This window comes from Nostocoides sp. F2B08, assembly GCF_009184895.1.
Taxonomy (GTDB): Bacteria; Actinomycetota; Actinomycetes; order Actinomycetales; family Dermatophilaceae; genus F2B08.
Genome location: NZ_WESE01000001.1, coordinates 686299 through 700649 on the forward strand (window position 1 = coordinate 686299; position 14351 = coordinate 700649).

Annotated in this window: 12 protein-coding genes; 3 read left to right on the forward strand and 9 right to left on the reverse strand. The window is 71.9% G+C overall.

The window, feature by feature from the left end; all coding sequences use genetic code 11:
- Nucleotides 1-7 precede the first annotated feature (7 nt).
- The 8 genes from GA707_RS03175 to GA707_RS03210 form a co-directional block, all read right to left on the reverse strand.
- The gene (locus tag GA707_RS03175; RefSeq protein ID WP_152176922.1) at nucleotides 8-1147 is read right to left on the reverse strand and encodes a DNA polymerase III subunit delta'; all 1140 of its coding nucleotides are present in this window, start codon (nucleotides 1145-1147) and stop codon (nucleotides 8-10) included.
- Entirely contained in the window at nucleotides 1144-1773 is a 630-nt protein-coding gene (gene tmk / locus GA707_RS03180) for a dTMP kinase (RefSeq protein ID WP_152176923.1), read from the reverse strand. The genes GA707_RS03175 and tmk overlap by 4 nt, the downstream gene beginning before the upstream one ends.
- Before the next feature lie 142 nt (nucleotides 1774-1915).
- Nucleotides 1916-2710: a MerR family transcriptional regulator gene (locus GA707_RS03185; RefSeq protein ID WP_152177071.1), complete on the reverse strand. Its 795-nt coding sequence runs from the start codon at nucleotides 2708-2710 to the stop codon at nucleotides 1916-1918.
- On the reverse strand, nucleotides 2710-3324 hold the full coding sequence (locus GA707_RS03190) for a HEAT repeat domain-containing protein (RefSeq protein ID WP_152176924.1): 615 nt from the start codon (nucleotides 3322-3324) through the stop codon (nucleotides 2710-2712). The genes GA707_RS03185 and GA707_RS03190 overlap by 1 nt, the downstream gene beginning before the upstream one ends.
- Nucleotides 3325-3418: 94 nt before the next feature.
- Nucleotides 3419-4990, reverse strand: a complete 1572-nt coding sequence (locus GA707_RS03195) for an AMP-binding protein (RefSeq protein WP_152176925.1) — start codon at nucleotides 4988-4990, stop codon at nucleotides 3419-3421.
- Nucleotides 4990-7806 (reverse strand): type I DNA topoisomerase, encoded by a 2817-nt coding sequence (gene topA / locus GA707_RS03200; protein ID WP_152176926.1) that lies wholly within the window; start codon nucleotides 7804-7806, stop codon nucleotides 4990-4992. The genes GA707_RS03195 and topA overlap by 1 nt, the downstream gene beginning before the upstream one ends.
- A 254-nt stretch (nucleotides 7807-8060) precedes the next feature.
- Nucleotides 8061-8873, reverse strand: a complete 813-nt coding sequence (locus tag GA707_RS20690) for an ABC transporter permease (protein WP_193315133.1) — start codon at nucleotides 8871-8873, stop codon at nucleotides 8061-8063.
- Entirely contained in the window at nucleotides 8870-9787 is a 918-nt protein-coding gene (locus GA707_RS03210; protein ID WP_152176927.1) for an ABC transporter ATP-binding protein, read from the reverse strand. The genes GA707_RS20690 and GA707_RS03210 overlap by 4 nt, the downstream gene beginning before the upstream one ends.
- A gap of 139 nt (nucleotides 9788-9926) precedes the next feature.
- On the opposite strand from GA707_RS03210, the gene GA707_RS03215 reads away from it, so the two are divergent.
- Genes GA707_RS03215 through GA707_RS03225 form a run of 3 tightly spaced genes read left to right on the forward strand, consistent with a single transcriptional unit; the run spans nucleotide 9927 to nucleotide 12727 of the window.
- A complete protein-coding gene (locus tag GA707_RS03215) occupies nucleotides 9927-11159 on the forward strand; it encodes a sensor histidine kinase (protein WP_152176928.1) in 1233 nt (410 codons plus the stop codon).
- A complete protein-coding gene (locus tag GA707_RS03220; protein ID WP_152176929.1) occupies nucleotides 11156-11872 on the forward strand; it encodes a response regulator transcription factor in 717 nt (238 codons plus the stop codon). Before GA707_RS03215 ends, GA707_RS03220 begins: the two co-directional genes overlap by 4 nt.
- A 57-nt stretch (nucleotides 11873-11929) precedes the next feature.
- Complete coding sequence (locus tag GA707_RS03225; RefSeq protein WP_152176930.1) at nucleotides 11930-12727, forward strand: dioxygenase; 798 nt, start codon at nucleotides 11930-11932, stop codon at nucleotides 12725-12727.
- Here the strand turns inward: GA707_RS03225 and GA707_RS03230 are convergent.
- The gene (locus GA707_RS03230; protein WP_152176931.1) at nucleotides 12720-14222 is read right to left on the reverse strand and encodes a methyltransferase; all 1503 of its coding nucleotides are present in this window, start codon (nucleotides 14220-14222) and stop codon (nucleotides 12720-12722) included. The genes GA707_RS03225 and GA707_RS03230 overlap by 8 nt on opposite strands.
- Between the last annotated feature and the right edge of the window lie 129 nt (nucleotides 14223-14351).

The window sequence follows — 14351 nt, forward strand, 5'->3', positions numbered from 1 at the left end:
CGCTAGCTCACCTCGGGAGGCGGAGAGAGACCGCCATCGCCTCGAGGGCGAGCAGCGGGGGGACGTTGGCGTCGATGCGCTCGCGGGCCTGGCCGATCGCGTCCATGGCGTGCAGGATCTCCTCTGGGCTGAGAGTCGAACGGAGCTGGTCGACGACGCCGCGGTGGTCGGCGTTGACGAGCTCGACGGGGGCGTGGGCAGCCGAGACGAGCGCGTCGCGGTAGATCGAGAGCAGGTCGATGAGGGCGCGGTCGACCATGTCCCGGGCGAAGCGCTTGGCGCGGACCTTCTGGTCGTCCTCCAGCGCTTTGAGCTGGGAGCGGATGTGCGGCGGCTGGGTGCGGGCGCCGGGGTCGGCCCCGAGCGTCTCGAGCAGTCGGGCCCGTTCGGCCGCGTCGCGCTCCGCGGAGCTGGACTCTCCCTCCTCGTCGGCGATCGAGGCGATCAGAGCCGCCGCGGCGACGGCGTCGCCGACCGTGCGGATGCGACTCGCGAGGGTGAGGATCTCGTGACGCCTCGTTCGGGCCCCGTCATCGCGGGCGAGCCTGCGGGCCAGGCCGATGTGGGACTGGGCGGCCCGGGCGGCATAGAGCGCCATGGAGAGGTCGATACCGTCGCGGCGGTGCAGCAGCGCGGCGACGTCGGCCGCAGCAGGAGTCCGGAGTCGAACGGCCCTGGTCCGCGAGCGGACGGTGACGAGGACGTCCTCCGGGGAGGGCGTGCAGAGCATCCACACCGTGCGAGGAGTCGGCTCCTCCAACGCCTTGAGCAGGGCGTCGGCGGCCTGTTCGGTGAGCCGGTCGGCGTCCTCGATGATGACGACCCGCCACCGACCCAGGGAGGGGCGGCGAGCGGCCTCCTGGACGAGCTCACGCGCCTCCTTGACCTTGATCGACAGGCCCTCGGTAGCCACGATGGTCACGTCGGCGTGGGTGCCGTCCATGGCGGTGCGGCACTCGCGGCATGTGCCGCAGCCGGCCGATGCGCACTGCAGGGCGGCGGCGAAGGCCCGGGCCGCGTTGGACCGACCCGAGCCGGGGGGGCCGGTGAAGAGCCACGCATGGGTCATCGACTCGGGCTCCCGAACGGCTCGGTCGAGCACAGCGACCGCCTGCTCCTGTCCGACGACGTCGTCCCAGACGCTCACGATGCGGCCCCGTCGAGCAGCAGGCGGACCCGCGCCCACACGTCGTCGGCCACCCCGTCCGGGTCGCCCGTGCCGTTCACGACGAGATAGCGGTCGGGAGCGGTTGCTGCGAGGGCGTGGAAGTGGGAGCGGACCGCCTCGTGGAAGCCGTCCGCCTCGGATTCGAGCCGGTCGTGCACCTCGCCACGGCGTCGCCGACCCTCCTCGGCGGTGATGTCGACGATGACGGTCAGGTCGGGCACGAGCCCGTCGACCGCCCACATCTGCAGGCGGTGGACCTCGTCGGCGCCCAGCTCGCGGCCGGCGCCCTGATACGCGACCGAGGAGTCGGTGTAGCGGTCGCTGATGACGACCCGGCCCGCCGTCAGCGCCGGACGCACGACCTCGTCGACGTGCTGGGCCTTGTCGGCGGCGAAGATCAGCGCCTCGGCCCGCGGACTCATCGGGTCGCCGTGCAGGACGAGGTCGCGCAACCGCCGCCCGAGCACCGTGCCGCCCGGCTGGCGCGTCAGCACCGGATCGTGCCCGGAGCCGCGAAGGCGGTCGGCGAGCAGCCGCACTTGGGTCGACTTGCCGGCACCGTCACCGCCCTCGAAGGCGATGAACACCCCGCGATCTCCACTCACCCACCGAAGCCTAGGCGACCGTCCCGACACCGGTGCCGGGACGGTCGCCGAGGGCTGGGGCCGCGTGTCGAAGCCAGCTCAGCCAGCCTGCTGTTCCTGGCGGTCGGCGTTGGCGTGCCCCCGAGCCGACAGGTACGGCGAGTCAGCGGCCGCGAGTTTCCTGGCGGTCGGCGTTGGAATGGATCGCGTCGCGGACGTACTGCGCCATGCCCGGACGGATCTTCTCGTAGCTCGCCGTGAACCGCGGGTCGGCGAGGTACATGTCGCCGAGGTTGCGGTGGAACTGCGGCGAGCAGGCGTAGAACCGCTCGTCGATCTGCCGCCGCGCGGCCTCGGCGGCGTTCATCGCCGCCTCGGACGTAGCCGGCTCACCGGACTCCATGGCGGCGACGAAGGCGGCGTTGATCGCGTCCGTCTCGTCCTTGACCGCCTGCCAGTCGGCCTTCGTGTATGCGCTGGTCCGGGTCTGCGACTGGGCCCACGCGTCACTGTCGCCCCAGCGCTCCTCGGCCTCACGCGCATACGCATCGTCGAATCCCTCGCCGAAGAGCTCTCGCAGCTCGGCGGGGGTCGCTGCCCGCTCACTCATCTCTGCCTCCATCATCGTGTCGATCGCGGCGACGAGACCGGTCATCTCGTCGATCCGCGCGAGCACCGCCGCCCGTTGGCGGCGGAGGTGGTCGACGACCGGCGCACCTCCGTCCAGCAGCTCCCCGATCTCGTCGAGGCCGAGGTCGAGCCGCCGGTACACGACGATCGCGGCGAGGCGCTCGAGGTCCGCCTGCGTGTAGAGGCGGTAGCCGGCGTGGGTGCGCTCGCTCGGCCGGAGCAGCCCGATCTCGTCGTAGTGGTGCAGCGTGCGCACCGTGACGCCGTACTCACGGGCCACCTGCCCGACGGTGAGCGCTGCGTCGATCTCGGCGCGGTCGGTCGTCATCACACCTCCGATGGTGGGGGCTGACGTCGCGTGAGGGTCAAGTCGTTCTCCCGGATGACCTCGAGCACCCATCGCGCGTGATCGCCCACCGCGGGGTCCGGGTGCTCGAGCAGCGGCAGCAGGTGCGGTACCGCATGCGGACCGAAGGATGCGAGATCGCGCGTCAGTTCCGTCCGGCGGTCGTCGCCGCCGCGGCCGAGGTATGCAGTGAGCGCCGGGATCGCCGACGGGTCGCCTAGGCGGGTGAGGACGAAGCGGGCCTTTGCGGCGACGTCGTCGTCTGCGTCGGCGGTGAGCCCGACGACGGCACCCACAGCGGACGGGTCGCCGATCTTGCCGACGAGGTGTGCGGCCGTGTGCCGCACCCGGGGGCGCGGGTCCTCGAGGGCGGCCACCGCATACGGCAGGGCGGCGTCGGGCACCCGGGCGAGCACCCACGTGAGCGTCTCGCGGACGAAGTGGTCCGGCTCCTCCCAGAGGCGGGCGGCGACGCGGCCCGCGACCTCCGGCCGGACCAGAGAGCCGAGCGCGAGCGCCGCGCGCTGACGCACGCTCTCGTGCGGGTGTTTCAGCCCGAGGAGCACCTCGGCGAGTGCCTCACGCTGCGCGGCCAACTGTCATCCTTTTCGTCCTCGGGAAGAAACCGTCAACATCGGGAGACAAGAGATCCTTCCCGAAGCGTCGGTTTCCTTCCCACGGAAGTAAAGCTCACCCATCCAGCAGGTCACGCAGCTCGCGCGCCACGATCTTGCCCGTCGCGTTCCGGGGCAGCTCGTCGACGAAGTGCACCTCGCGCGGGACGGCGTGCCGCGACACGCGCGACCGGCAGTGGTCGAGCACGGCGTCCGTGTCCAGGTCGGAGCCTGCGCGGCGCACGACGAACGCAGCCAGCCGCTGCCCGAAGCGCTCGTCAGAAACCCCGACGACCGCTGACTCGCGCACTCCTTCGAGCCGGTCGAGCACGTGCGCGACCTCGTCGGGATAGACGTTCTCCCCGCCGCTGATGATCATGTCGTCCTCGCGGCCCTCGAGGAAGAGCAGCCCGTCACGGACGTAGCCGAGGTCGCCGGTCGAGATGAGCCCGTCGACGAACTCCTTGGTCTGTCCGGAGGTGTACCCCTCGAAGACGAGCTCGTTGGCGCAGAAGACCCGCCCCACGGCCCCTTCCGGCACCTCGCGGCCGCCGTCGTCGAGGATGCGCACGGTCGTGCCCCGGGGCGGCCGGCCGGCGCTGTCCGGGGCGAGCCGCAGGTCCTGGGGCGTGGCGATGGAGACCCAGGAGGCCTCGGTCGAGCCGTAGAGGTTGTGCAGGACGTCGCCGTACTCGTCCATGTATGCGGTGGCCAGGCCGCCCGGAAGCGCCGAGCCGCTGACGGCCGTGATCCGCAGGGGTCGCCTCGTCCGCGCCGCGGGGTCGCTCGGCAGCTCGAGCATCCGGTGCAGCATCACGGGCACCGCGACGTGCGCGTGCACCTGGAACTCCTCCAGGGCCTCGCGGGCCTCCGCGGGGTCGAACCTGCGCTGGAGCACCACGGTGGCGCGGATTCCGAGCGCGAGCTGGAGCGCCGCATACCCCCACGCGTGGAAGATCGGCGCCGAGATCAGCACCCGCTCGCCGGCGTTGAAGGGGATCCGGTCCAGGATCGTCGCGAGCGGGCCGATGCCCGGGGGCGTGCGCCGGGTCGCGCCCTTCGGCGACCCCGTCGTGCCGGAGGTGAGGACGATCGTCCGCCCACCTCGGGCGGGGCGCACGACGAGCGGCCGGCGGGTATGCGCGACGGCCTCCTCGAGATCGCTCTCACTGATTCGGGTCAGGTCGAGCTCGGCCACCGTGGCTGCGAACTCGTCGTCATGGACGATCATGCTCAGGTCCTGGTCGATCGCCACCTGCGCGAGCTGGTTGGCCGTCAGCCCGGTGTTGAGCAGGACCAGGTCGGCGCCGAGCGCATCGACCGCGGCCATGGCGGCGACCGCCCCGACGTGGTTCCGGGCTAGCAGCCCGACCCGGTCCCGGCCGCGCAGCCCGAAGCCGCGCAGCACCTCGCTCGTGCGCTCGACGCGGGCGAGGAGCTCGTCGTAGGTCAGCTCGCCGGACTCGGCGTCGATGACCGCGAAGCGGTTCGGCGAATGCTTGGCCGCCTGACGCAGCTCCCCGAACAGACCCACGCCATAGGTGAGGAGCGACCCGACCTGACCCGCGGTCCGGTGCGGCAGAGCGGGCGCGATGACCCCCCGCCGGACGAGCGTGAGGACGTCGCCGAGCAGGCCGGGTCCGAGCATCAGGATGCGGCCTTCCTCGCCGTCTTCTTGGCTGCGGTCGTCTTATGGGTCGTCGCCTTCTTGGCGGTCGTCTTCTTCGCGGTGGACTTCTTCGCCGTCGACTTCCGAGTCGCCCGCTTGCGGGTCGTCGGGCCCTTGGCGCGCTTCTCCGCGAGCAGCTCGGCGGCCCGCTCGGCCGTGATGGTCTCCGGCTCATCGCCCTTGCGCAGGGTCGCGTTGACCTCACCGTCGGTGACGTAGGGACCGAAGCGCCCGTCCTTGACCACCATGGGCTTGCCCGTCGCCGGGTCGGCGCCGAGCTCCTTGAGCGGCGCCGCGGCGGCTCGCCCCCGGGTCTTCGGCTGGGCGTAGATCGCGAGCGCCTCCTCGAGCGTGATGTCGAAGAGCTGGGCCTCGGTGGCGAGCGAGCGGGAGTCGGTGCCCTTCTTCAGGTAGGGACCGTAGCGGCCGTTCTGTGCGGTGATCTCGACCTCGACCTGCTTCTCGGCGCCGTCCTCGCCGGTGGCCGTCTCGGTCACGGTGCCGACCACCCGCGGCAGGGACAGCAGTCGCAGGGCGGTGGCCAGGTCGATGGTCGCCAGGTCCATGTCCGTGAACAGGGAGGCGGTGCGGGGCCTGACCTTCGCCTTGCCCTTGGTGGCGCCCTCCTCCGCGTCGGGGAGCACCTCGGTGACGTAGGGGCCGTAACGACCGGCCTTGGCGACGATGTCGCGACCGGTCTCGGGGTCCTGCCCGAGAACACGTCCGTCGTCGGCCGCGGCCGCGAGCACCTCGCGGGCCTTGGCCGGCGTCAGCTCGTCCGGAGCGATGTCGTCGGCGATGGTCCCCCGGCGCGGGCTCGTCTCGGTGGCGGCACCGTCGGTCATCTCGCCGGTGGCGGGGTCCACGCCTCGCGGTGCCACCTCCTCGACGTAGGGGCCGTAGCGGCCGACACGGACGACGATGCCGTCGCCGATGTCGATCGTGCTGATCGCGCGGGCGTCGATGTCACCGAGGTCGTCGACGAGCTCGCGCAGTCCCTCTCCGGTGGTCGCCTCGTCGCCGAAGTAGAAGCGGCGCAGCCACTCGACGCGGTCCTCCTGGCCGGCGGCGATCTCGTCGAGCGCGTCCTCCATCGTCGCGGTGAAGTCGTAGTCGACGAGGTGCTCGAAGTGCACCTCGAGCAGGCGGGTGACGGCGAAGGCCAGCCAGGTCGGCACCAGGGCGTTGCCGCGGGTGCGGACATAGCCGCGGTCCTGGATCGTGCCGATCGTCGAGGCGTACGTCGAGGGCCGGCCGATGCGGCGTTCCTCCATCGCCTTGACGAGGGTCGCCTCGGTGTAGCGCGGCGGCGGGCTCGTCTCGTGGCCGTCCGCCTCGGCGCGCAGCACGGTCAGGGCCACGCCCTCGCTCAGCTTCGGCAGGCGGCGCTCCTGCTCCGCCTCGTCCCTCTTGCGCAGCGTGCGCTTCTCGTCGCGGCCCTCCTCGTAGGCGGCGAGGAAGCCGCGGAAGGTGATCACGGTGCCGCTCGCGGAGTACTCCACGGTATGCGCGGGAGCCTCAGCGTCGAGCGTCGCGCCGAGCTTGACCGTGGCGGTCGACCCGACGGCGTCGGCCATCTGCGAGGCCACGGTGCGCTTCCAGATCAGCTCGTACAGGGCGAACTCGTCGCCGCGGAGCTCACCGGCGACCTGGGCGGGGGTGCGGAAGCTGTCCCCGGCGGGTCGGATCGCCTCGTGCGCCTCCTGGGCGCCCTTGTTCTTCGTGGCGTACCGGCGGGGGGCGTCCGGCACGTAGTCGGCACCGTAGAGGTCGCGGGCCTGCTGACGGGCCGCGGTCAGGGCAGACTCCGACAGCGTCGTGCTGTCGGTCCGCATGTACGTGATGAAGCCGTTCTCGTAGAGCCGCTGGGCCACCCGCATCGCGTTCTTGCTCGACAGGCGCAGCTTGCGGCTGGCCTCCTGCTGCAGCGTCGACGTCGTGAACGGCGCGGCGGGGCTGCGTCGGTACGGCTTCTCCGAGACCGAGGTGACGGAGACGTCGGCGGCGCGCGTCGCATACGCGATCTGCTCGGCGGCCGACCGGTCCAGGTGGGCGACGTCGGCGGTCTTCAGGGTGCCGTCGTCGGCGAAGTCCCGACCGGTGGCGACCTTGCGTCCGTCGACCTGGGTGAGCCGTGCGGTGAAGCGGTTGGACTCGGCGTCGGGGGTGACGTCGGCCGTGACGTCCCAGTAGGACGCCGCGCGGAACGCCATCCGCTCCCGCTCGCGCTCGACGACCAGCCGGGTGGCCACCGACTGGACCCGGCCGGCGGACAGGCCGGCCTTGACCTTGCGCCATAGCACCGGCGAGATCTCGTAGCCGTAGAGCCGGTCGAGGATCCGGCGGGTCTCCTGGGCGTCGACGAGCGCCGTGTCGATGTCACGCGTGGCGCGCACGGCCCGGTTGATGGCCTCCTTGGTCACCTCGTTGAAGACCATCCGCTTGACCGGCACCTTCGGCTGCAGGGTCTCCAGCAGGTGCCATGCGATGGCCTCGCCCTCGCGGTCCTCATCCGTGGCGAGATAGAGCTCGTCGGAGTCCTTGAGCAGCCGCTTGAGCTCGGTGACCTTCTTCTTCTTGTCGGCGTCGACCACGTAGTACGGCTCGAAGTCGGCATCGACGTTCACGCCGAACTTGCCGAACGGGCCCTTCTTGATCTCCGCCGGCATCTCGCTCGGCGTCGGGATGTCCCGGATGTGGCCTACAGAGGCCTCGACGGTGTAGTCCGAGCCCAGGAAGCCGGCGATCTTCTTCGCCTTGGCGGGGGACTCGACGATGACGAGCTTGCGACTCAACGGGGGTACCTCGACTGCATTCTTCGCTCCCCCGTGCAGCGGATTCGTCGCTGTCGGCGGCGAGGGGGCGTCGGACAGAACCTAGCGGACGGTGTCAAGTCCGCCGAAACCCGCTGGTCCGGGAGGTGGGACGCCTCACCTTTCTCTCCCCATGCGGGAAACGGCTCCTTCACCACGGAACATTTCCATAGTGAAGGAGCCCTTTCTCTCCCATGCGGGAAAGGTGACCCGGGCCTTAGAGCCACCCGACCCGGCTACTTGACCTCGCTGCGCAGCACCCGCCACGTGCCGATGGCCAGCGGCAGCCCGATCCACAGCAGCGAGGACGTGGCCAGCTGCCCGGCGGTCGTCCACGTGAGCGTGCCCTCGAGCAGCGGCGCACCGCTGCGGGACAGGTCGACCCACGGGGCGACCTCCGCCATCCGCTCGCTGAACTGCGTCGCCACGGCGATCACGGAGGGCAGGGCGAGAACGGCGACGATCGCCACGGGGGTGTTGAGGAAGAGGAAACCGAAGGCCACGCCCTGGAGCACCGACAGCGCCATGACGACGACGAACCCCGCGAGCTGGGCGGCGCTCATGTCGTAGCCGCTCGGCCGGCCCAGGAGCCCGGTCGCCGCGGTCACGAGGTAGGCCAGGGCGACCGAGACGACGACGACGGCGACCCCCAGGACGAGGCCGGCGACGACCCGGGCCAGCACGATCCGGCCACGGCGTGGTTCGAGGGCGAACGTCACGAGGCCGGCGCGCTGGCTCCACTCGGCGGTGGCGGCCATGATGCCGAGGACGGGCAGCAGGATGCCGAGCGGTCCCCCGGCCGCTCCGAGCGAGGTGCCCACGGTCACCTCAGGAGCCTCGCCGAAGATCGCGAACGCGACCATGAGGACCAGCGCGAGAGCGAGCGTCACGATGACGAGCCAGCGGCCCGCGAGGGTGTCGACCATCTTGCGCACCTCGAGGCCGACCAGCCGGGTGAGCGGGACCGGACCCGGAGGAGGCAGGAACGAGCCGACCTGCGGCCCTCGCGACGCGGTCGGGGATGCGGACGGGGCGGAGATGGTGGTCATGCTGCGGCTCCTGTCGGACGGGCGACCGGACCGGCACGGTCCTGGTCGGTGGTGAGCGTGAGGAACAGCTCCTCGAGGCCGGCCCGCTCGCCGTGGCTCAGGCGGAGCAGGACGATGCCGTGCGCGAGCGCAAGGCGCCCGACGGTCTCCGCGTCCGCCGTGACCGACAGCCCCGCGGGCGTGGTCGTGACCTCGGCGCCGGTCTCGACGAGGGCCGCGGCCAGGGTGCGGTCGTCCAGGGAGCGGACGAACGTCGTCGTCGGCGCCAGCAGGTCGTCCAAGGACCCCTCGGCGATGATCCGCCCGCGACCGATGACGATGAGCTCGTCGGCGATCGCCTCGATCTCGTGGAGCAGGTGGGACGAGAGCAGGACGGTTCCGCCGCGCTCGGCGAAGTCACGCAGCAGCCCCCGCATCCAATGGATGCCCTGCGGGTCCAGGCCGTTGGCGGGCTCGTCGAGGATGAGGACCTGCGGGTCGCCCATGAAGGCCGCCGCGAGCCCCAGCCGCTGCCGCATCCCGAGGGAGTAGCCGCGCACGCGCCGGCTCGCCTCGTCCGCCGTCAGGCCGACGAGCTCGAGCATCTCCTCGACCCGGGACCGCGGCACGCCGAGGTGGATCGCGACGAGCCGGAGCGTCTCGAGCCCGGTCCGGCCCGGATGCTGGGCCGAGGCGTCGAGCATGACCCCGACCAGGCGGCCGGGGTTGGTCAGCTCGGCATACGGACGGCCTGCGATCAGGGCCCGGCCGCTGGTCGGCGGAGTCAGTCCGGTCATCATCCGCATCGCGGTCGACTTGCCGGCGCCGTTCGGCCCGAGGAACCCGACGACCCGGCCGGGCTCGACGGCGAAGGACACGTCGTCGACGGCAGTGACGGGTCCGTAGGTCTTGGTGAGTCGCTCGGTGGTGATCATGTCCCCACCGTCCCGCGCGGCGCATACCCCGCACATCGACCACCGGTCCCGACCGGGTCATCCTTCGGTATCCGCCCTGTGCGGTGAACCGGTCCCCCGGACGGATCCACCCCTCCTTCCGCTCACCTAGATTGCTGGTATGCGGTGGTCCGGTCTGCCTCGAGCGGCGCGCTCCGGGTGGGAGCGGGTCCGCGAGGACCTCGACGCCGGGCCCAAGGCCCCGCCGCTGAACCAGTGGCAGAACACCTGGCGGCTCGTCCTCGTGGTCTTCGTCGGCTACACGTCCTGGGCGGCGACCGGACTGCAGAACGCCTCCACCCACTCGACCGGGCGCTGGGTGCTGCTCGCCGTCGACGCGCTCGTCGGGCTCGTCGCCATCCCCATCGTCCAGCGCCGGCGTGAGCACCCCGTCGCCGTCGCGGTCGTCCTGGCCCTGCTGGGTGGCGTGTTCCTCTCCGTCACCGGCGCAGTGCTGCTCGCGCTCGCCTCCCTCGCCGCACGACGCAACCTGCGCGGCCTGGCCATCGTCATTCCCCTCGTCGTCGCGATGTCGCTCGTGTCGGAGCTGATCTGGCCGCCGGACGATCCGCTGCGGGCCTGGCAGACCGGAGCCGGGTCGGCACTGGCCACCGTCACCTTCGCAGCGGTCGCCTACGCGATCGGCGCCAACCGCGCCCTGGTGCAGTCGCTGCGGGAACGAGCCACCGCCACCGAACGCGAGAAGGCCGCCCGCGAGGCCCAGGGTCGCGCGGCCGAGCGCACCCGCATCGCCCGCGAGATGCACGACGTCCTCGCCCATCGGATCTCACTCGTGGCGATGCACGCCGGGGCGCTGACCTACCGTGAGGACCTCTCCCGGGAGGAGCAGCGGACCGCGGCCGCGACGATCGAGCGCAACGCACGGGAGGCGCTCACCGAGCTCCGCGAGATCCTCGGAGTGCTCCGACAGAACGACGACGACGAGGTCGCCCGTCCAGCACCGGAGGCTCCGCAGCCGACCCTGCGCGACGTGCCCGCTCTCGTGGCGGAGGCGCGCACCCTGGGTGCCACCGTGACGGTGACCGACGACGCCGGCGAGGTTCCCGAACGGGTGGCGCGCACCGCATACCGGATCATCCAGGAGGGGCTGACGAATGCCCGCAAGCATGCCCCGGACATGCCGGTGTCCGTCCGGCTCTCCGGCGGTGGCGAGGACGACCTGGCGATCACCGTCGCCCAGCCGCTGCGTCCGGGGGCGCCAGCGACACCCGGCGCGGGGCTCGGCCTGCTCGGTCTGCGGGAGCGGGTCGTCCTGCACGGAGGGACGTTGGAGAGCGGACCCGGGTCCGACGGCAACTGGGTGCTCAGGGCGCGGATACCGTTGCAGGTATGAGCACCGGGGCGCCGATCCGGGTCGTGGTCGTCGACGACGACCCGATGGTGCGGACGGCGTTGCGGATGTTCCTCGGCGGCGACTCGGGTATCACCGTCGTCGGTGAGGCCGAGGACGGGGAGGCCGGCGTGCGGCTCGTGCGGCGGGAGCGTCCCGACGTGGTGCTCATGGATATCCGGATGCCGGTGCGCGACGGCCTGAGCGCGACCGAGCAGATCCGACGCCTCCAGCCACCGCCCCAGGTCATCGTGCTCACGACCTTCGACGCCGACGAGTACGTCCTGCGCGCTCTGCGCAGCGGCGCCGCCGGGTTCCTCCTCAAGGACACCCCGCCGGCCCGGCTGGTCGAGGCCGTGCGCACGGTCGCGGCGGGCTCGCCGATGCTCTCCCCGAGCGTGACGGCCCAGCTCATCGCCGCTGTCGCCGCCCCACCCGAGCCGGAGGACCCCGAGGTGGCTCGCGCCCGGGCCGCCGTGCAGTCGCTCACCGAGCGCGAGCTCGACGTCGCCCGGGCGGTCGCCCGCGGACTGTCGAACGCGGAGATCGCCGCGGAGCTGTATCTCGGGATCCCTACCGTCAAGACCTACGTCGGCCGGCTCTTTGACAAGCTCGACGTGGAGAACCGAGTGCAGATCGCCCTCCTCGTCCACGACGCCACCCGGGACTCCCCGGACGAGCCGGACAACGCCGGGCCGGACGAACGCAATAGTTGATGCGTCAACCTTTTCTGCTACCGTGGAACGCGACACCACGACCGTCAGGAGTGCCCGATGGCGACCATGCCGATCCTCTATCTCAGCCACGGCGCACCGCCGCTCGCCGATGACGCCCGCTGGACCCGGGAGCTGCGCGGCTGGTCGGCCGCGCTGACGGGGACCCACGGCACGCCCCGCAATGTGCTGATGATCTCCGCGCACTGGGAGGACGAGCCGGTCTCGGTGTCCGCCACCAGGGGCGGGGTGCCCCTCGTCTACGACTTCTGGGGCTTCCCGCAGAAGTACTACGAGGTCACGTACGACGCCCCCGGCGCTCCCGAACTGGCGTCCTCGGTAGAGCGGCTGCTCGGCGCGACCGGCGAGACGGTCCGCCGGGACGAGAGCCGCGGCCTCGACCACGGCGCCTACGTGCCCCTCGTCGAGATGTTCCCGGAGGCCGACGTCCCCGTCCTCCAGCTCTCGCTTCCGACGCTGGATCCGCAGCGGCTCGTTGACCTCGGCCGCCGCCTGGCGCCCCTGCGGGATGAAGGCACCCTCATCGTCGGCTCCGGCTTCACGACCCACAACCTGCGGTGGTTCGACCCGCGGGCCGGTGCCGACGCACCGCCGCCCTCGGCGAGCTCGGAGTTCGACCATTGGGCTGCCGAGACCATGTCGGCGGGCGACCTGGACAGCCTCGTGAACTTCGAGGAGCGGGCGCCGGCCGCCCACGTCGCCCACCCACGCACCGAGCACTGGGCGCCGCTCTATGTCGCCGTCGGCGCGGCCGACGCCGCCGGCTCGATCGAGGCGACGACGACCGTCGAGGGATTCTGGTTCGGCCTCTCGAAGCGGTCGTGGCAGCTCAGCTGACGAGCAGTCCGTTCGCGACGAGGTAGCGGATCGTCGGCACTGTCGCCGAGATGACCTCGGCCGGGTCCTCCTCGATGAGGGAGGCGACCGCGACGAGCGCCTGCCGGGGCGTGAGAGACCCGTCGGCGACCCCGAGGTAGGCCGCTGCTCCGGTGCCGAGGGGCACCCTCAGCCGCAGGCCACCGCCCTGCACGACCGTCACGGCCCGCGGTTCGGAGGACCCCGGCACGAGGTGGTGCTCCAGGGTGACGTCGGGCGCGGCGACCCAGGTCTCGTCGAGCACATCGTCATCACTCATCCCGGCCAGTCGCTCGCGGGCGGCCAGCCCCACCGCGACGGTCGTCCCCATCGCCTCCCCCACCGGACCCCGCACATCCATGAGGTCGACGAACGGCTCCCGGTCCTCGGCAGGTCGGTGCAGCGTGATGATCCCGAACCCGACGGACTCGACGTCGCGCGAGGCGAAGTCGGCCAGCCAGGCGTTGTACATCGACTGGTACTCCGCGGTCCCCGGTCGGTGCCCGCTGTCGTGGGCCCACGTCTCGGCGTACTGCGCGGGGTCCTGGACCTCGCGTTGGACCACCAACGCGTCCAGGCCGCTGTCCGCGACCCAGGCACCCACCCGGTCCCGCCAGTCCGTCCCCCGCCGAATCTCCCAGTTGCCGAGCAGCTGGGCGACACCGCCGGGCGCGAGGTGCTCCCCGAGGCCGCGCACGAGGTCGGCGACCACGGCGTCACCGGCGGCACCGGCGTCCCGGTACTCGAACAGCGGCATCGACCCGTCGCGGGGGGTGATGACGAAGGGCGGGTTGCTGACGATGAGGTCGAAGGTCTCGCCCCGGACCGGCTCGAGCATCGAGCCGCGCCGGATGTCCCAGGTCACCCCGTTGAGAGCTGCGTTGAAGGCGGCGTATGCGAGGGCCCGCTCGGACAGGTCCGTCACCACGACTTCGTCGGCGTCCTGCGACAGATGCAGAGCCTGCACCCCGGACCCGGTCCCGACGTCGAGGGCCCGCCGGACGCGTGTTCTCGGCGTCCACGTCGCCAGCGTCGTGGACGCGCCGCCGATGCCGAGGACGTGGTCCGGTGTCAGGGGGGCGCCGGTCGCGAGCTCGGAACGGTCGGAGGCGACCCACCAGGCGCTGTCGTCCGCCGCATACGGACGCAGGTCGCAGGTGGCGACGAGGCCGTCGCCCTCCTGACGGACCAGGCAAAGAGCGGCGACCCCGTCGATGCCCACGCTGGGGAGCGCCGCCTGGACGTCACGCAGGTCGACGGGAGCGCCCAGGGCGAACAGCCGGATGAGGGCTGCGCAGGGATCGGTCGAGGTCGCGGTCACCTGCTCGGCCGCCAACGGATGTTCCCGGGCCAGGGCCGCGCCCGCCATCGGGCCGAGCACCTCGGCCACGCCGGGGACGGTGTAACGGGCGGCGACGAGGTCCGCCCGCAGCAGGGCGAGGAGGTCGGCGTCGACGACCGGCAGCTGGGTCCGCATAATGCCACGAGCCTAGTGGGTCGTCCCACGGCTCCTTCGCTCTCCGACGCCCGCCCAGGCACGCCCGCCTGCCGACGCCGGACGCACCGCGGCCCGGGAGAGATCGTCTCTCCCGGGCCGCGGTGGGGC